The organism is Aeromonas sp. ASNIH7 (assembly GCF_002903485.1).
GTDB lineage: Bacteria > Pseudomonadota > Gammaproteobacteria > Enterobacterales > Aeromonadaceae > Aeromonas > Aeromonas caviae.
Genome location: NZ_CP026226.1, coordinates 3,856,353 through 3,874,099, shown reverse-complemented (window position 1 = coordinate 3,874,099; position 17,747 = coordinate 3,856,353). Strand labels below are relative to the sequence as shown.

The 17,747-nt window shown below is 53.1% G+C and carries 14 protein-coding genes; 5 read left to right on the top strand and 9 right to left on the bottom strand.

The genetic code is table 11. The features are described 5' to 3' along the window. The first annotated feature begins 72 nt into the window (after positions 1 to 72). Positions 73 to 276, top strand: a complete 204-nt coding sequence (locus C2U47_RS18290; protein ID WP_010674194.1) for a DUF3955 domain-containing protein — start codon at positions 73 to 75, stop codon at positions 274 to 276. Between the two features lie 24 nt (positions 277 to 300). Here the strand turns inward: C2U47_RS18290 and C2U47_RS18285 are convergent, their stop codons facing one another. Beyond that, a complete protein-coding gene (locus C2U47_RS18285) occupies positions 301 to 669 on the bottom strand; it encodes a VOC family protein (RefSeq protein WP_010674193.1) in 369 nt (122 codons plus the stop codon). Between the two features lie 305 nt (positions 670 to 974). On the opposite strand from C2U47_RS18285, the gene C2U47_RS18280 reads away from it, so the two are divergent. After that, positions 975 to 2,249, top strand: a complete 1,275-nt coding sequence (locus C2U47_RS18280) for an IS4-like element ISApu2 family transposase (protein WP_011191341.1) — start codon at positions 975 to 977, stop codon at positions 2,247 to 2,249. A 32-nt stretch (positions 2,250 to 2,281) separates the two neighbouring features. Here C2U47_RS18280 and C2U47_RS18275 read toward each other — a convergent pair whose 3' ends face one another. From C2U47_RS18275 to C2U47_RS18255, 5 genes are read right to left on the bottom strand one after another with little or no spacing between them, the layout of a single operon-like run. Continuing rightward, complete coding sequence (locus tag C2U47_RS18275) at positions 2,282 to 4,363, bottom strand: AIPR family protein (protein ID WP_010674192.1); 2,082 nt, start codon at positions 4,361 to 4,363, stop codon at positions 2,282 to 2,284. Then, positions 4,348 to 5,355 (bottom strand): PD-(D/E)XK motif protein, encoded by a 1,008-nt coding sequence (locus C2U47_RS18270; RefSeq protein WP_233735829.1) that lies wholly within the window; start codon positions 5,353 to 5,355, stop codon positions 4,348 to 4,350. Before C2U47_RS18270 ends, C2U47_RS18275 begins: the two co-directional genes overlap by 16 nt. Beyond that, positions 5,321 to 7,978: a Z1 domain-containing protein gene (locus tag C2U47_RS18265; protein ID WP_010674190.1), complete on the bottom strand. Its 2,658-nt coding sequence runs from the start codon at positions 7,976 to 7,978 to the stop codon at positions 5,321 to 5,323. The genes C2U47_RS18270 and C2U47_RS18265 overlap by 35 nt, the downstream gene beginning before the upstream one ends. Then, a complete protein-coding gene (locus tag C2U47_RS18260) occupies positions 7,975 to 9,453 on the bottom strand; it encodes an ATP-binding protein (protein ID WP_010674189.1) in 1,479 nt (492 codons plus the stop codon). The genes C2U47_RS18265 and C2U47_RS18260 overlap by 4 nt, the downstream gene beginning before the upstream one ends. 23 nt (positions 9,454 to 9,476) lie before the next feature. Further along, a complete protein-coding gene (locus C2U47_RS18255) occupies positions 9,477 to 11,102 on the bottom strand; it encodes a DNA cytosine methyltransferase (RefSeq protein WP_010674188.1) in 1,626 nt (541 codons plus the stop codon). A gap of 68 nt (positions 11,103 to 11,170) precedes the next feature. Here C2U47_RS18255 and C2U47_RS18250 point away from each other — a divergent pair, with 68 nt between their 5' ends. Continuing rightward, a complete protein-coding gene (locus C2U47_RS18250; protein ID WP_010674187.1) occupies positions 11,171 to 11,629 on the top strand; it encodes a very short patch repair endonuclease in 459 nt (152 codons plus the stop codon). A gap of 83 nt (positions 11,630 to 11,712) precedes the next feature. Here C2U47_RS18250 and C2U47_RS18245 read toward each other — a convergent pair whose 3' ends face one another. Then, entirely contained in the window at positions 11,713 to 12,300 is a 588-nt protein-coding gene (locus C2U47_RS18245) for a histidine phosphatase family protein (RefSeq protein WP_029314288.1), read from the bottom strand. A 447-nt stretch (positions 12,301 to 12,747) separates the two neighbouring features. On the opposite strand from C2U47_RS18245, the gene C2U47_RS18240 reads away from it, so the two are divergent. Both C2U47_RS18240 and C2U47_RS18235 read left to right on the top strand, forming a co-directional pair. Continuing rightward, positions 12,748 to 14,856 (top strand): putative bifunctional diguanylate cyclase/phosphodiesterase, encoded by a 2,109-nt coding sequence (locus C2U47_RS18240; protein WP_227656147.1) that lies wholly within the window; start codon positions 12,748 to 12,750, stop codon positions 14,854 to 14,856. A 163-nt stretch (positions 14,857 to 15,019) separates the two neighbouring features. Then, on the top strand, positions 15,020 to 15,307 hold the full coding sequence (locus C2U47_RS18235; protein ID WP_010674184.1) for a hypothetical protein: 288 nt from the start codon (positions 15,020 to 15,022) through the stop codon (positions 15,305 to 15,307). A 45-nt stretch (positions 15,308 to 15,352) separates the two neighbouring features. On the opposite strand, the gene C2U47_RS18230 is transcribed toward C2U47_RS18235, so the two are convergent. Further along, entirely contained in the window at positions 15,353 to 15,541 is a 189-nt protein-coding gene (locus C2U47_RS18230; RefSeq protein WP_010674183.1) for a hypothetical protein, read from the bottom strand. A 256-nt stretch (positions 15,542 to 15,797) separates the two neighbouring features. Next, complete coding sequence (gene speA, locus C2U47_RS18225; RefSeq protein WP_029314286.1) at positions 15,798 to 17,699, bottom strand: biosynthetic arginine decarboxylase; 1,902 nt, start codon at positions 17,697 to 17,699, stop codon at positions 15,798 to 15,800. Between the last annotated feature and the right edge of the window lie 48 nt (positions 17,700 to 17,747).

Below are 17,747 nucleotides of genomic sequence, written 5' to 3'. Positions count from 1 at the left end.
TACCACTTCACGCTCGCTTCACCCAGCCATGACACCCTCCCCCCTCTTCCATACGCGAACGAGGAGAACGAGATGACAACGACCATAGGCGCCCTGCTGATCCTGGCCGGGCTCGGCTGCTTTGTGGCCTTCAACCTGCTGGGCACCACAGTGGATACACAGGGATTCCTGCACGAGCCCTTCGCCCTGCTGCCCCTGGGCTATCTGCTGCTCTTCACCGGCATGGTGCTCACCGTGATCCCTCTGCTGCGCAAGTGGCGCACCAGGGAGCAGTGACACAAACCGCAAGGTGCCAGGAGCTCAGCAATAACGGCTGATCTCGATGAGGTTCTGATCCGGGTCCAGGCAATAGACCGATTCGATGGGACCACAGGCACCGCTTTTGCTCACAGGCCCCTCCACTATCTCGACCCCCTGGCTCGCCAGCTGGGCCATCACCTGATCCAGGGGCCAGCGAGTGATGAGGCAGAGATCCCCCGACCCCACCTGCGCCCGGTTGCGCGCCTCCTCCCCCAGCAGTTGCAGATTGATCTTCTGGTTGCCAAAGCGCAGCGCCCGGCGCCCCGCCCCGAAGGTGATGGGCTCCATCTTGAAGGCGCCGCTGTAAAACGCCACCGCCCGCTCAATGTCGCTGACCGTCAATACCAGATGGTCGATATGGCTGATCATGCTTGCTCCCTGTCATGGTGATTGCCGCACCATCATACCCACCCGCCTCAATAGAAACTGTGGCATGGTGCACAGGGGGGCTAACCACTTATTTTGACTAGGGAAATACCTTAACGCACGGCAGCACACGCCTTGTCACGCAGAAACAAATCCCCCCCGACAATCAGCCTTTCGTTTCAAGAGCCTTTCAAAAGCACCACTCATCATGTACAGGATCTTTAGCTACAACCAATTGAAATAGATAGAAAAAAGGCTTCGTTTGTGATCTGATTTAATCGCAAAAAAAAACCGACACGCCCGAAGCCATGACTATTATCAATGCAACCCAGTACCTCAAGCAACTTCTTAGCTCTTCTGAACTCAACCGGATCGGTAAATTTACCGGTTTTTGTCAGCGACTCCGGGATATCCAGCCTGCGAGACTACTCCCGGCTCTGCTCTCAGGGCTTGGTTGCGACAAGGTGGATGGTATTGCTGGTTTGCATCGCCATTTCAATGCGTTGCAGCTCCATGATACTGACCAAATAGCGTATAAACCCTTTCACAACCAGTTACGCAAGCAGGGTTTTCCCTTGTTCATGCGCGCACTGGTTGAACGAGCCATCGCCTTACGCCTCAAGGAGTGTCTACCGGACGCCCACGGACTGGCAGGCTTTGAGCAGGTACTGCTGCAGGACGGGTCGTCATTCGCGTTACATCCGCAATTGGCAGAACATTTCCCGGGCCGATTCAATAAGCACAGCCCCGCTGCGGTAGAGTGTCATATGACCATGTCCTTGCTGGACCAGTCGCCGATATCGATGAGTATCACGGCGGATACCGAATCGGAGCGCAAGCATCTTCCGGCCGCAAATTCGTTAAATAACAAACTGTTATTGGCGGATGCCGGTTACATCAGCCGCGAGTACTTTGCTGATGTGACCAAAGCCAAAGGAAGCTATCTGGTCAGAGGGAGTCAAAATCTCAATCCCAAAGTACAGGCAGCTTACCGACAGGACGGCAGGGAAATGCCCAAGTTACTCGGAAAAAAGCTCAAGGATATCGATCGGAGAAGCTGCAGAGCCGAGGTTCTGGATCTGGATGTGAGTTCGGGAAAGTATAAATATCGACTCATAAGACGTTGGTTTGCAGAGGAAAAACGGTTCTGTATATGGATGACCAATCTTCCGCGTGAGCGATGGCCAGCCGAGAAGGTGATGGCATTGTATCGTTGCCGTTGGCAGATCGAACTGTTGTTCAAAGAGCTGAAATCACATAACCGGTTGAAGGCGTTCGCGACACGACAAAAAGCGATAGCGGAAGGCTTGATCTGGGCTAGTTTGCTGGCCTTGCTGGTCAAACGTCGGCTGGCGCTGACGCTGATTGGCAGCGCGGAGTTATCGATGTTGAAGATTGCCAAAAACAGCGCGCTTTGGTTAATGCCGATATTGGCGAGCATCATCCATGGTGCGTGGCAGGAAATAACAGAGAAGTTGGAGTGGGCAATGGTGTATTTATCCAAAAACGGCAAAAAGAGTAGGCAGAGAAAATCCAAGCAAAACAACACGTTAGACGGTATTATTAATTCGCTTGCCGCTTAAGGTTCTGTACATGCACCACTCATAGGTATGAGTTAGACATTTACGTTGTCATGCACGGTTATCCCTTCCAAACTTCCGTTTTCAAGAATTTCAAGCAACACCAGACTTTGTTTCTCTGTCGGGAACTTGGAAGGAATCTGCATGGCCACTTTAAGTACACTGTCCTGCTTTGGAGTGAGGAGGCCTTTCTCATTCAGCAACTGATGGATACGTTTCCATTCAACCACAGGTACTGCGAGCACCTTTTTTTGAGCTTCAATGCCGTTATCTATTCTCTGAGTATGCTTGGCAGAGCGCATATTGACTGACTGATCATCAAATGAAAGCAAGCGTTCGTAAAATTCAGATGAGAGTTGATTGGCTACAGATTCAGCACTGCCTTGTATTCTTGTCCAACATGCATCCTTCTTGCACCACTCAGATATGTTGGAAATACCAGGGGGTGGATTGATGATATCGTCATTTACAGCTTTCGATACTATGGCTATTGTATTTTCCAGTACTTGTGGGACTTTTTGTATATTCCAGACATCCAGAAAATCTATATTTACCTTTCGATCCTTCGTTATATGACTTATTAGCGCCAATGTATAGGCCACGATATTTGCACGATATCCACCGTTGTACCAAGACTGTGCAGAAACGATACGTTCAGTGGCTCGAAATATCAAAGCTCGAGCGATGGCCCTTTTGAAGTAAAATTCATTGAACTCGTCAGGTGACTTCTCCCATTCACAACCTATTCGAACGGCATAGCGCGCAAAATTCTTCTGGGAACCAAGATTTACCCACTTGGGATGGTCATCCCAGACATTCTCGAATTTCGCCAGATCGGTTTTAGTGAACATTTGCTGCTTAGGATGCTCCCCCTTGAATCGGCGTTGCTCAACAGTTGTGAGTTTCGACTGTGCATCGGCATACTGACCGCGTGCTCGTTCATAAAACCAGCGAGTTTCACGCTGCATCCCTTGCTGTGCAGGAGCCCATATCCGACGTGAAAACTCTTCCATCCGAACATGAAAAGGATGATTAGAAAAGAAGTCTGCCGCATTCACCTTATTCTGTGTGTTTGCATACTCAGATATTTTGGGTACGACTACCTCGCTTTGAAGGCTATTTATCACTGACAGCTTCATTTGAACGAATATCTGGGACAAATCAGCCTTGTCACGCTTGCGAGTATGAAACAGAGATGCCGTAGTCTGGCCACCATTGACAATCTGAAGGTCAACAACTCTTGTAATTACTGGACCAGAAGCTGTCATTGCAGTCTCAACTTCTTGCGCTGTTGCAGTTATCCCATTGTTGTAGGCGAAGAACATGTTGGGTTCATTCAATATCGTGGTCCTGATCCCCTTATTCACGTTGCCACGAGCCTGCAGGAACGTGCGCACGTTCTGTTCAAGCAAACGAGCACCAAATTTCTCGTACAAAGTTGCCAGCACATCTGCAGGCATAACCATGAGATGGGATTGGTAAGTATCGGTTCCCAAATGTGCCGGAAGGCTTGGAATACCGTTGCCAAACATCTGCGTGAAGTCGAGATCAAGTGCTTCCTTGTGGTTTCGAGAACTTCTCTGACGATGCAGGCGTGAGATATCCCAGATGTGATGAACTGCAGGTATACCTATAATCTCAGCGTCGGGTAGAGCTTGGATTTTCTCGCTGAGTATGCGCTCAGAAAAGAGAATCAAGTTGACTTGCCGAAGAGTGCTCTTGCGATCCTCAATCTGCTTGGCAAGGCCATACGCAGGCGATGTCACCTCCAGTTCGCTAGCCAAGCACTTTTTGGCACTGGCCTCGAAGAAGTTGGAAACGCGTTTGAATGTCGCAACCACATCCGCTTTGTTGAGCGTTGCTAGTTCATTCCTTGAGTCAAAATCTGCAATAAAAAGATCCAGAACACCTTCATCATTGAACCAGAAGCCGTCCACACGCATGCCACGTTGGGCCCGATAATGACAGAGCTCGAAACCTTCGGTAAAACCTGTATCAACCAGCTCGACCGCGACAGTTTCCATGAATTCGTCAAGCTGAAACAGGCCATTGGCTTCAGCCCCGGCCAGCAGTTCTTGCCTAAAATCGTGGAAGAACTCTTCTACTTTTTGCGCCATGATTGTCCTCCGAAAACAGCATCCCCCTCGCACTCGTAATGAGCAATCGCTTCCAGTTTGATGTCATACGCTACCTTGGCAATCCCTAGCGGTAATTGCGACCTTATAAGACGCGGAAAGTCGTCAGTAATTAGGTAGCTACGCACGCCACTGATCACAAATCTCGGTTCATCGTAGTCAGGGAAAGGCGCATAGCCATATGCAGCCAGTTTCCGTTCAAAAGCCTCCAAAGCGGCAACTTCATCAAGTCGTGACTGAACTGCCGCAACGACCTCATTGAGAGAACGGCCTCCTCCAGCGTCCGTCAGGCTGTTCAACAGGTAAATGCGTAGAAAGAGTGAGTCATTTAAGGATTCGAGTTGATCTTCCGACGAAATCCGGATGCAGCTCCGCTCTCGGCCTGAAAGCGATTTTACTTCGACTGCCCTGTTGCCGAAGATGAAGTCCTGATGCGACCGATCCGGACCAAGCCAGGATTCAACTGCGGTACTGCTCGGCATTTCCTTATCGAGCAGTTCCACAAGAAAGGTAATTTCGGCAAAGAGCCCCTGGACCTCTTCTGCAGACAAACGCTGATTTCGCCCCATGAGAAAAGTCTTCCAGCGGCGGATATGTGCCTGTGAAACGGCCAGAGCACTGGCCGAATCAGTTGCGTGTTGAAGCGCAAAGGCAAGGGTTTGACACAGCCCTTCAAAGAGGTCGCGATCAACATGTCTCTCAAGAGTAAGCACTAGGTGCTGTCGGCCTTGCTCGCTAGCCCGAAGGTCTATATCGATGCCATTTACCGTTACAGCATTCTGCCGATAATGGGCAACATGATCCCCTTGAAGTTCTAGAATGAACAGACAAGAACCGCTGATATTGCGCCCCCAGAAACAAGGTACTGCTGTTGCTAGTGAGACCTGAATAACATTCAAGCCCATTTTAGGAACGGGAATATCATCCCATGGTGAGGAATTAATCATATTGGTCTTCTTCCTCTGCAGGGTCATCCGCATATCCAACCATCTGCTTGAGCCAGACCTTATTCACGACAACATTAATAGTCGTTGAATAATCACCATATGGGAAACTGATGCCGAAGGCTGCTATTGGGCCGACCACATTATCGCCTTTGGGCTCTAAACTATGAATCATGAGAAGAGGTCTATTTCTGACCATTCGATAATGCGTGTCTGATACTGCTCCACAGCCATCTTCTCCCTTAGCTATCTTCTTCGCCTCATCGCATAAATCATCAAGACCGAGACCTTCATCACCACGTGAAGCAACCCTGTCTTTGTTCAAACGCCATGAGGTTCCATCCGGCTGATCTTTCCCTACTACACGTTCTTGATTCCTAAGAGTGAATGGGCTTTCTCCACCTGAACCATTCGGAGGTGATATAAGCAAAACATCTGCTAGCGGGTGCTTCTTCGAAATTCGTTCTAGATAGCTTATCGCATCTGACTTCTGTCCAGCAAAAGCAGAATGGCATTCAAATCTGATGAGAAAATCGTCGATAACGTCAACTGGCACATCCCTGAATATATATCCCTTCTTAGTCTTCTCTTCTGGCCGCCCACCAAATCCACTGCGCCAATGTTTGGAGAGTAGAGCAAAGTTCCTTGTATTGACGTCAGGGTCTAGGGAAACGATATAGCTCTCACGCATTCGCCCACTAAAACTCTGTTCGACGGTTTCTTTTTTTCCCGAACGCATCTTGTTTGCCGCAGTGATAAGCAGGCGATCTGGATGTGCACGGACATAAAACCCAAATTCCTTTGGGCTCAGGCGATCCCGCCGCATGCGTTTAACCTGCTGGACAAGCTCTTCTGATGCATCAGCTATGTGGGAATACCAGTTGATTGAGTCACGCGAGAGATGAACACGACAGAGATCCTCGAATCCAAGGCGATAACCGAACCATCGTCCCATCTGCATCAACGTGTCGTACATCTTAGTATTGCGATACATATAACTGATGGTCAGCCCCTCGATAGTCAAGCCCCGTGAGAGACTCAATCCACCGATAGCTATCGCTGTCAGTCCAATACCTTCTTTCTCATATCGAGTATAATCAAGAACTTCATCACTTTTGCTATTGATGACATAAAGATGAAGATGCTCGAAAACAGTATTAAGAGCTGATTTCACTTCTTCCCATATAAATCCAACATCGCTATATTCAGCTTCGAAGGCATTCCTCAATCCTCGCATATATATATTTTTTGATGATACGTTTTCCGGCATCGCGTAATTGGCCAAAACCGCTTCCCTAATTCTCTTCTCTCTGAGACTTAGGAAGTCACGGACAGCCTTCTGCACCGGTACGTAACGTGATACATTCACCATCATTGAACAGTGCTTGGCTGCCTGCCCTCGTAGATTTCGAATAGCTCGTGCAATGATGAATTCGTCAAGTGCTCGGTATAAACTTGGTGGTAACTCTTGAATTGGTGCGTCACGCTTATGTGAATATGGAATAAAATCTTCACAATCATCGATTGGTATGACAACCGATTCGCTTGTCGCTTCATTCAAAAATACTTTCTCTGCACCAAAATAAGTTGTCGGTGCATCTAGGCAATAAATGAAATCGCGAGGAAATAACTCTTCCCGAACGTCATCACTATAAGAGTCTGGATTAATGAAAATATTGGCAAAAGGAGTGGCTGTATACCCAACATAGCAAGATTTAGCAAATAACCCCAAGATACTGCGAATCATAGCATTCGTCTTAGTGGGGTCCAAATCGTCCTTGTTTGTATTAATCGATGCATTGTCGGCTTCATCATCTATCAGCAACATTGGCACATCTCGAATTTGACCATCACCGGCGGCATTGAGCTCTTTCAACCACTTGTGTAACGCAGTCAATGTTGTGACGTTCTTCTTTATAACCAAAATGATTGGTGCACTATATTTACTTATTTTTAGTCCACTTTTATCTGCAGTGTTCTTATTAAAATCTTCATAAATATTTGTAAGAGTGCCAGGATGAGGATAGTTTGGCATTGTCCCAACACCAACATATCGGCGATCATTCGGGTCACTCGATTGACCAATGAAGGCCTCATCAATTCGCTGCTGCGTCTGCTTACGTAAATTATTGTGGATTCCGGCAATAACAATGATGAACTTGTAACCCGCATCGGCGGCTCGTGCTATCAAGCCCGTATAGTTGGCAGTTTTTCCAGACTGCACATGACCAATGACAAGACCACGGCGATTCCAAGTTGTCCCTTCGCTGAGTGGGTCCTGAAGATGGCCTAGGATCCGGGTAGTCACATCACTCAGTGACTGAACCATCTGTGGAGGCCAACCCTCATTCCGTAGAAATTCCTCATATGCGTTAGCATAGGTCCAGCTAACATCACTTCGTTTGTGAACCCATTGGTCGTCATGATTCGCATTGGTATCAACCAATGATATGCCGGCTCCCATTCTGGTTACCACAGACGCCATAGCTTCGATAACAACATTTCTAAGGTCCCCAGAGTAACCAAAAACTGCAGCAATCTGTCTAGCCTTATCTTCTACTTGCTCACGTGTTGGCGTTTCCGTCATATTAGCAAGCCCCGAGATTAGAGCATTGGTGATATTCTTTTCTTGCGTTATACCTGTAATGCTCATGTAAAAGCCTCACTGATAAATTTTTCAGAAATATCGACCTGATCGTCGAAGAGATGTGTGGATCGAACAATTTGTAGAAAAGCCTTAGCATCACCCGGCCCATCGCCGTACAAAATATGACGTAGATTCCTTAGCCGTTCCATGACTTCTTTTTCATCTATTTTTTGAGGGATTATTGCACGTGGATGTGTCGAGTAATCAGAATAAATCATTTCAATTGGCAATGATGCAGAAACAGAATCAAGCAGTGTTCGAAATAATTTCGCCTCCTCTGGTGAAAGCTTTCCAGCCAATGAGGTAATAATGGGATGCTGATCGTTTATCGAGAATCGAATTCCATCGTGCTCTGCATAGCGTTCCCAAAATGGCGCTTGAGTTTCTTGAAACAACTTTTGTCCACGCCCTCTGTGAACGGTCACACTGCGTGCAGTAACTTTAGTGAGGATCTGACGCAGACGTTCACGAACTGCATGTGGAGGACGGGCACGAGACTTCTTTATATCGATGGTCCAGTCTTCATCGAGACTGTTTGGGAAATCTATTTGCACCCGCGCCAACTTGGTGGCTTCTCCTTTTGGTACGATACGGAACCAATCTCCCCATGCCATCAGGCGTCCATTTCGATAGACATAACAACCTTGGTTGGAGATAAAATCGCTGCGATCCTGGTAGTAATCGTATTCGGAAGCTGACAAGCGACTATGATGCGGTAAAATGAAAGGCTGCAGGCGGACTTGAGCTGCGCCAATGTGAACAACCTCCTCAGGAAGAATCTGAGTGGCAGGATTTTTTCTGCAAAAAGGATCAAATGCAGTAATCGGATGACCATTTATGCTAAGTGAAAGCTTGGAATAACCTTTGAGTTCTCCAGAAAGGAAACGATGGAATACCAAGGAAAGATGCCGGCCTACAACATCAAGTTTTTCGTTGACGATTTCATCCCGATGAACGCCAATTTCATCTTCCAACAATCTATCCAGCTTACGCCAGATGACCGCAGTACCATTGTCGCCAAGTAACTCAATATGGGGCAATGCTGCAATGTCAACAGGCTCCAGAATTGATAGAAGCCAGTCGTCCGATGCATCAATGCGATCTAGATTCCATTCCGCACCAGATATGAGCCCTTGCTTGATGCTAACTACGGTCAGAGAGCGACATTGTGAAAAAGAAGCCGTTTTCAAGCCCAAGCCAAAGCGGCCAAGATCATGTGATGAACGTCGCCTAGCGGGACTATCCGTTCCATGGCGCATGGCTATCAATAGCTCCTCTTCTGTCATCCCTCTACCATTATCTAAAATGATAAGAGTCGGAAGTATTGATGCTACATCACAAATAATCTCGATATTGCTGGCGCCAGCAGAAATGCTGTTATCTATCAGATCTGCTATAGCCGTTTCGAGCGAATATCCAATATCTCTCATAGAAGCAGAGAGACAAGCTGCGCTTGGTGGGTGTCTTCTTTCATTTGCCATTAGATAGCCTACGCTCCCCTATCTCATGCATCATTTGACCATAAACTTAAGCCCAATTGATCATCATCTTTGATTTTTAGTATTTTAAATACTATTTCTGCTATTTTATGTGCCAGCAATGGTGGAACTGCATTACCGACTTGATGATACTGCTGTGTTCTTCCTCCATGGAAGAAATAATTGTCGGGAAATGTCTGCAAACGTGCGGCTTCTCTCACTGTCAAGCTGCGACATTGTGTCGGATCGTAGTGGATGAAGTAATGGCCATCCTTAGATATATGGCTGGTAATGGTCGTGGATGGTGTATCCGCCAGCTGGACCCTGAACCGATCCGAAAACTGTCCTGATTCCCAGTTTTTGTGATCCGGTGCAAGCCTTGGCAAGCAGAAATCGGTGTGACCCTTTGGTGAACGCCCATGCTCTTCAGCAAAGCATGCTGCAAATCCATAACGAGCCAGATCATCAATACGATGACCCCTTGTTTCGTGATTCAACCACACTTTCAACTTAGGATCTGAATACCATTTCTCCAGACCATCAATTTCACCAACATCTTCTTCACTCTTCTTTTTAAGACGCAATGCGCCAGTATTCTCTGCCTTAAGACATTCAGCGGCGGTTGACAATCTCTTTGCAAGTGGTCTGATATGCTCTGGCCCCATTGGAGCAAGTAAGGAAAGATCCATCAATTGATCACTAACAGATGAAATCCAATCATCATAGGAGTCTTGTTGTTTGCTGAGTTTGCTTCGCAATACAGGCATATTTCCGATGATCTGCTTGACCGTCACTCTGTCTGACTTTGACAGCTTTGGCAATTCTGGAAGCTCAGCACGGATACGATCACTACGAATGCCCAGAAGAATTACACGGTGACGGGCTTGCGGAATTCCATACTCTTCTGCCTGAATTATGAACTTCTTGGCATCAAGCAATTTGGGATCATCGCCATCCTGGAATACTTCGTCACTTACCAAAGATACTATTTTATATCTAAGGCCGTCATCAGGCATATCCAAAGCCACATTGGGACTGGCCAAGTCACGCAAGATCTGATGAAAGATAAAGTCGCCATTAATCTTTGAAGACAACATTCCCTTGACATTTTCCATGACAAAAATATCTGGGCGATTCTTCTGGATAATCCGTAAATACTCTTTATATAGAAAGTGACGCTTGTCCTTTTCCGGTTTGTACTCGGCGTTGCCTTTGTTTCTTGAACGTCCGGCGATGGAATAGGCCTGACAGGGAGGACCGCCAATCAACACCCAAGGCTGGGATTCACTCTTGTTTTCAAAAGCCTTGGCTATCGCGTGATCAAGCTCTTGATTGCCTGCTTCACTGCCAATCTCCAGACACAGCGCCTCTTTTTCCGCTTTTTCCCAGAGATCGATGGTATTTTCCGTGAAGGGATTCTCTGCATCGCCGTTGCAGAACTGGTAATAGTCCTGAATGAACTCGGGCCTGTGACTCTTGAGCAATCGGTAGAATGCGCGAAGTTTCAATGTCTGGTGGGCGACAGGGTCCCTCTCAGCAGAAACCTGGATTTCGAATGCCTTGCCATCATTGAGAGAGGAGAAGCCCTCACCCAACCCGCCAGGACCGGCAAACAAGTCGACAACGGGGATGGGTGGTAAAAAAGTGCTCATGTCGAATTACTGTGTTTTTGATCAGGCCGTAAAGATACCAGGAAGCGTGACGTCGAGGAAGCGAAAGCATGGATGTTGTTGATGCATCAACCCGTTCTGTGATGATGTCAGGCATCAGAGGCAAGAATACCCGCCCCGAAATTTTACTGCGCAAATATCTCCACGCCCGGGGTTTTCGTTTCAGATTGCACGTGAAAGATCTTCCCGGCTCACCCGACATCGTTCTCCCACGCTATAGACTCTGCATTTTCGTTCATGGCTGCTTCTGGCACCGTCATCTCAACTGTCCCTATGCTGCCACTCCAAAGAGCAATACCGTATTCTGGCTGCAGAAGTTTACGGCCAACACGATCCGCGATGAAAAAGTGGAATACATGCTGAGCCAGGCAGGTTGGAGAGTATTCCAGATATGGGAATGCGGCTTGAAAGGAATGGATGAGACCACTCTGGAGTGGCTGCCGCCCATCATCAGGGGGACTACAACATCATTGAGCTGGCCTGACTATCCAAACGAAAGAGTTGTCTGACAGGATGCATCAAGCCCCTTATCAGCTTCTCGAAAATCTCCTTGCGCTCAAAAGCGGCCCCACGGCGGGCCGCCTTCGTGTGGTCAGCAGGCAATCCGCTCGATGCGACCGCCACTGAGTTTGAAGAAGGCATCCTGCGGCAGCTCCTGCAGCCAGGTGGTGGTGTAGTCCAGATCCACATAGGCGCCGCGCAGCATGGCGCCAAAGAGACCGTGAGAAACCACGATGGCCTGCTCGGCAATGTGCTCGTCCTCAAGCCATTGCCGGGCCCGGCCTTGAATGCTCTCAAAGCTCTCGCCATGGGGGGCCCGCAGATACCAGTCCGGCTCCTCCAGATCCAGCTCGGGGTGGGCCGCCAGCAGCTCGGGCACCCGGCGACTCTCCCACTCCCCCATCCCCAGCTCCACCAGCCGCTCGTCCCAGATGATGCGCTCCTGGTCCAAGCCAAGCTGCTGACACACCCGCTCCGCCGTCTGCCGTGCCCGGCCGAGGGGGCTGGCGTAGAGCGTCCAGTCGGTGGGCTCGTCCAGGAGCTTGGCCAGACGGGCCCCCATGGCGAGGGCCTGGGCTTCGCCCCTGGGGGTCAGCTCGGAGTTGCAACGCCCCTGCAACCGCAATTCGGCGTTGTAACGGGTCTGGCCGTGGCGCAGCAAATAAAGGGTTCGAGACATGGTTTCTCCAGCAGAGTCAACGAGATAAGAAAACAGGGGGAAGATGATAACAGATGTACCGGGTCAACCAAGACCCGGAGGATGCAGGCTTGTGCTGACTCCTTGAGCGCATGGCCTGCGGCTATCGTGAAGGGGTGACAGGGGCTGCGAGCCTTTATCGCACAGGCGCCTTGTGCGCATACCACACGCCTTCGCCACGGGCCCGGCGCGCCGTGGCAAGCGCCCCATGCTCCCCTATCTTGTTGTTCAGACGGGATAAAATGGGGATGTGCCGGTTTATCGGTCACAGGATGGCGGCCAATGCCAGAAAAGACAGAGTTTTTGCTCTGATCCGGGGGCCATTTTGGTACGTATCTCTGGCTCACGACAGGGACGCCTGGTGTACAATCTGCCACCCGATTTCCCCTGACCCGGCCCAGGCTCAGGCCCTGATGTACCCCAGAGTAAATGAACGTGACCCCAACCCACCCCATGCTCGACAGTTATTACAGCCAGGATCTGGTGTTCTTCTCCATCCTGGTGGCGGTGCTCGCCTCCTACACGGCGCTGACCATGACCAGTCGAGTGAGCCAGAGTCGGGGACGGGCCGCCGTGCTCTGGCTCGCGGGGGGAGCCTTCGCCATGGGGCTCGGCATCTGGTCCATGCATTTTATCGGCATGCTCGCCTTCAACCTGCCCATCGCGCTGGGATACGATCTGACCCTCACCGGTCTCTCCCTGGTGGCGGCCATCGGCTCCTCGGCCTTTGCGCTCTGGCTGGTGAGTCGTCCCCAGCTCCCCTGGCACCAGATCCTGTTCGGGGCCGTGCTGATGGGTGCCGGCATCGCCACCATGCACTACATCGGCATGGCGGCCATGAAGATAACGCCCGGCATCCACTACCTGCCTGGGCTCTTCATCCTCTCCATCCTCATCGCGGTATTCGCCTCGGGTGCCGCGCTCTGGATAGCGTTTCGCCTGCGCAACAGCTCGCCTCGCGCCTTCTTCAGCAAGGCCCTCGCCTCCCTGGTGATGGGGGCGGCCATCATCGGCATGCACTACACCGGCATGGCGGCGGCCCAGTTCCCCGCAGAGAGCCTGTGCGGAGCCCTCTACACCGGTCTCAATACCCAGTGGCTGGCAACCGTGGTCATCATAGTGACCCTGGCAGTGTTCGCCATCGCCTTCGTGCTCTCCATGCTGGATGCCCACGCCGCCAGGCTCTCCACCTCCCTGCATCAGGCCCACGACGAGCTGCTCAAGCTGGCGCTCCATGACAGCCTGACCCGGCTGCCGAACCGGCTGCTGTTTGCCGACCGGCTGGAGCAGCGCATCCAGGAGTGTCAGCACAGCCAGCGCAGCTTCTCCCTGCTGTTTCTCGATCTCGACGGCTTCAAGATCATCAACGATGCCCACGGCCACCACACCGGGGATCTGCTGCTGGCCGAGGTGGCCCAGCGCATCACCGGCCTGCTCGGTGCCAGCGACACCGCCTCGCGCTTTGGCGGGGACGAGTTCGTGCTGGCCCTGGCGCCGGGGGATGTGAGCCAGACCACGGCCTTCGCCGAGCGGCTGCTGGCCACCCTGGCCCAGCCCTATGAGTGGGAGCACCACAGCCTGCACATCACCGCCAGCATCGGCATTGCCGTCTATCCCCAGGATGGCACCAGCCTGCACGAGCTGACCCTCAACGCCGATGCCGCCATGTATTACGCCAAGGAGCAGGGGCGCAACGACTACTACTACTTCGACAGCGCCATGAACGCCAACGCCCACCAGCAGTTCCTGCTGCACAAGGAGCTGCAACACGCCCTGGAGCGGGGGGAGCTGGCCCTGCACTACCAGCCCAAATACTGTGCCCGCAGCGGTCAGGTGGTCGGCGCCGAGGCCCTGCTGCGCTGGCAGCACCCGGAGCATGGTGCCGTCTCGCCGGCCAGCTTCCTGCCGCTGGCGGAGAAGAGCAGGCTCATCATCCCCATCGGCAACTGGGTCATCGACGAGGCGTGCCGCCAGATGAGCGCCTGGCGGGCGGCGGGTCATCACGACTGGAGCGTGGCGGTCAATCTCTCCACCATCCAGCTCGCCAGCCCCGGGCTGCTGGAGGAGGTGCAGGGCGCCCTCGCCCGCCATCGGCTCGAGGCCCGTCACCTGACCCTAGAGATCACCGAATCCACCGCCATGCAGAAGGCCGAGGAGAGCCTCGCCATCCTCAACCGTCTGGCCGAGCTTGGCCTTGGCATCTCCATCGACGACTTCGGCACCGGCTACTCCAGCCTGCTCTACCTCAAGCGCTTCCCCGCCAACGAGCTCAAGATTGACCGGGGCTTTGTCACCACCCTGGAGCGGGGGGGCGACGATGCCACCATCATCGCCGCCATCATCGCCCTGGGTCAGGCCCTGGAGATGCGCATCGTGGCAGAGGGGGTGGAAACCCCGGAGCAGCGCGACCTGCTGACCGAGCTGGGCTGCGACACCTTGCAGGGCTATCTGCTCGGGCGCCCCATGACCGGGGAGCAACTGCTTGTCCACTGCGCTCCCGAGACTCCCCAACGGGTGCTGGAAGGTGTGCTTGCCTGACAAGCAGGTGAGGCGCTGCGCCCATGTCGCCAGAGCCATCACCAGCCCGATTGCGTCCCTTCACGACTCAAGGTAGTCTGCTGCAAGACTCGAATGCTCCTTTATCTTGCCGGGCGCATCGAGCGCCCCCATGGCAGATCACCCGTTCAGAGGAGCCACATCCATGGCCAGATATCAGTTCTTCAGCGTCCCCGCCTCCCGCCGTCAGCAATATACCTATGTCGACATGGCCTCCCCCACCTTCCTCACGGAGAAGGAGGCGCTGCTGACGCAAGGGTTCGAGGTGGAAGAGGATTTCATCGACGCGGCCACTCCCCGCGAGGCGGTGGAGAAGTACAGATCCGGCTTTCTCTACGTGGCGGACGAGATAGGCAAGTCAGACGAGGCCTATGCGGCGGCAACGACCTTGCTGGAGATGGGCAAGAAGATCCTGGGCCGCAAGGCGGGCTGAACAAGGCGGGCCGCCGGGGCGATACCCCCGATGGCCCGCAGGCAGTCAGCGTTGAGGGTGCTGGCGGAGCATCTCCACCAGCTCCTCTTCGCTGCCGGGTTCATGGGCAAGCTGCAGGCTGGGGGCGGCGCCCCCCATCAGCATATAAACGTGAGTGCTGCAGTGATCGTAGTGATACCACTTACCGTCGATACAGACGTCGGTATAGCATCTCGGGTCCCTCTTGAGTTCCATACGCACATCCTTATGTGTCATTCACCAACCTCACCCTTGACCGTAAAATAAGCGGCCCGAGTCCCTTTTGACCTGGATCAAGGGAGGTGGCGGGCAGAAGCGGGCAGTGGCCGGATCTGGCCGGGGCCGGATGCCCCCAGCCCGGGTGACCTAGCCCGCCAACCGGCCCCAGCCAGGCAACAGCGCAACAAAAACGGCGCCCGAAGGCGCCGTTTTTCATGTCCGTCATTTGACCGACGAGGAACAAGCCGCTGGCTTATTCGTCTTCCAGGTAGGCGTAGCCTTGCAGACCCAGCTCCAGCTCGTCGAGCAGGGCCTTGCGGGTCTCGTCGTCCAGCGCCGGGTGGGAGACGATGCGCTGGTAGTTCTCGCGGATCACGGAGGGGTCGATGTTGACGTAACGCAGCAGCTGGTCGACGGTGTCGCCACGCACCACGTTGCGGATGTCCATCTTGCCTTCTTCATCCAGCCACACTTCCGCGCAGTGGGTGTCACCGAACAGGTTGTGCAGATCCCCCAGGATCTCCTGATAGGCACCCACCAGGAAGAAGCCGACGTGGCACTCTTCGTGCTCACCGTAGACCGGCATTGGCAGGGTGCTTTCCACCCCCAGACCGTCGACGTAGTGCTCCACCTGACCATCGGAGTCACAGGTGATGTCCATCAGGATGCCGCGGCGGGTGAGCGGACGATCGAGGCCGGCCAGCGGCATCACCGGGAACACCTGACCGATACCCCAGGCATCCGGCAGGGACTGGAACAGGGAGAAGTTGGCAAAGCACTTGTCAGCCAGTTTCTCGGAGAGCTCGTCGGCCAGGGCGCGGTGGTTGCGGTTGACCGGGTTCAGCAGCTCCTTGAGCGCCAGACAGGTGTTCTGGTGCAGCATCTCGGCCCAGGCGCGTTGCTCCAGGTTCAAGAGGCCCATGGTGTACTGGGCGTTGACGTCACCGAGATCCGCCACGGAGTCGTGGAAGATCTCCAGAAGGGAGGGATCTTCCCCGCGCAGGTCCAGCCAGCCTTTCCACATGTTCTGCAAAATGGTGGGCGCGTCTTCGTCCGGGGCGCTGATGTCGTTCACCTCCACCCCTTCGGCACCAATGATGTTGGTGACCAGCACGGCGTGGTGTGCAGTCAGGGCACGGCCGGACTCGCTGATGATGGTCGGGTGCGGCAGGTCGAACTCGCGGCACACATCGCCGATGCCCCAGACCACGTTGTTGGCGTACTCGGAGAGGCTGTAGTTCGCGGAGCAGTGGCTCTGGGAACGGGTGCCCTCGTAGTCCACACCCAGGCCGCCGCCCACGTCCACCACCTCGACCTTGGCGCCAAGACGGCACAGCTCGGCATAGAAGCGGCCGCACTCGCGGATGCCGCCCTGGATGTCGCGGATGTTGGCGATCTGGGAGCCCAGGTGGAAGTGCAGCAGTTGCAGGCAGTCCAGCTTGCCGAGGCTGCGCAGACGCTCCACCAGCGCCAGGATCTGGGAGGCAGAAAGACCGAACTTGGACATGGAACCGCCGCTCGATTCCCACATGCCGGAGCCGGTGGACGCCAGACGGGCGCGCACCCCGATGTTGGGCTTGATGTTGAGACGAGCAGACTCGTCGAGCACCATTTCCAGCTCGGAGGGCTTCTCCACCACGATGTAGACCTTGTGGCCCATCAGGTTGCCCAGGAGGGCGTGGCGGATGTATTCGCGGTCCTTGTAACCGTTGCAGACGATCACGGACCCTTGCTCATGATGATGGGACAGCACGGCCAGCAACTCGGGCTTGGAGCCCGCTTCCAGCCCAAGCCTCGGCTTGTCGCTGTAGGACTGACTGATGGTCTCGATGACGCGGCGCTGCTGGTTTACCTTGATCGGGTAAACGCACAGGTAATCCCCTTCATAGCCTGACTTTTCGATGGCCTGACCGAAGGCGTTGAACAGCGCATCGACCCGGCTCTTGAGGATGTCGGGGAAACGCAGCAACACCGGCGTGGTCAGCCCGGACTGGCGCAGTTGCTCGATGGCCTCGGACAGCACGATCTGAGCCTCGGGGCGAGACTTGTCGGGAGAGACGGTCACATGACCGGCGTCATTGATATTGAAAAAACCCGCACCCCAGTAGGGAACGTTGTAGACCTTCAAGGAGTCCTTGCTGGACCAGTTAGTCATGGGCTATGCCTCGCAAATGAGCGGCCGTGGGCCGCCTTCGTTACCCTC

Bases quoted from the DNA above. Each gene is read 5' to 3' on its own strand.
- C2U47_RS18290 (WP_010674194.1), top strand. From the start codon at position 73: ATGACAACGACCATAGGCGCCCTGCTGATCCTGGCCGGGCTCGGCTGC.
- C2U47_RS18235 (WP_010674184.1), top strand. From the start codon at position 15,020: ATGGCCAGATATCAGTTCTTCAGCGTCCCCGCCTCCCGCCGTCAGCAA.
- C2U47_RS18275 (WP_010674192.1), bottom strand. From the start codon at position 4,363: ATGGCGCAAAAAGTAGAAGAGTTCTTCCACGATTTTAGGCAAGAACTG.
- C2U47_RS18245 (WP_029314288.1), bottom strand. From the start codon at position 12,300: ATGTCTCGAACCCTTTATTTGCTGCGCCACGGCCAGACCCGTTACAAC.
- C2U47_RS18265 (WP_010674190.1), bottom strand. From the start codon at position 7,978: ATGAGCATTACAGGTATAACGCAAGAAAAGAATATCACCAATGCTCTA.
- C2U47_RS18255 (WP_010674188.1), bottom strand. From the start codon at position 11,102: ATGAGCACTTTTTTACCACCCATCCCCGTTGTCGACTTGTTTGCCGGT.
- speA (WP_029314286.1), bottom strand. From the start codon at position 17,699: ATGACTAACTGGTCCAGCAAGGACTCCTTGAAGGTCTACAACGTTCCC.
- C2U47_RS18240 (WP_227656147.1), top strand. From the start codon at position 12,748: ATGAACGTGACCCCAACCCACCCCATGCTCGACAGTTATTACAGCCAG.
- C2U47_RS18280 (WP_011191341.1), top strand. From the start codon at position 975: ATGACTATTATCAATGCAACCCAGTACCTCAAGCAACTTCTTAGCTCT.
- C2U47_RS18260 (WP_010674189.1), bottom strand. From the start codon at position 9,453: ATGGCAAATGAAAGAAGACACCCACCAAGCGCAGCTTGTCTCTCTGCT.
- C2U47_RS18230 (WP_010674183.1), bottom strand. From the start codon at position 15,541: ATGGAACTCAAGAGGGACCCGAGATGCTATACCGACGTCTGTATCGAC.
- C2U47_RS18285 (WP_010674193.1), bottom strand. From the start codon at position 669: ATGATCAGCCATATCGACCATCTGGTATTGACGGTCAGCGACATTGAG.
- C2U47_RS18250 (WP_010674187.1), top strand. From the start codon at position 11,171: ATGGATGTTGTTGATGCATCAACCCGTTCTGTGATGATGTCAGGCATC.
- C2U47_RS18270 (WP_233735829.1), bottom strand. From the start codon at position 5,355: ATGACCCTGCAGAGGAAGAAGACCAATATGATTAATTCCTCACCATGG.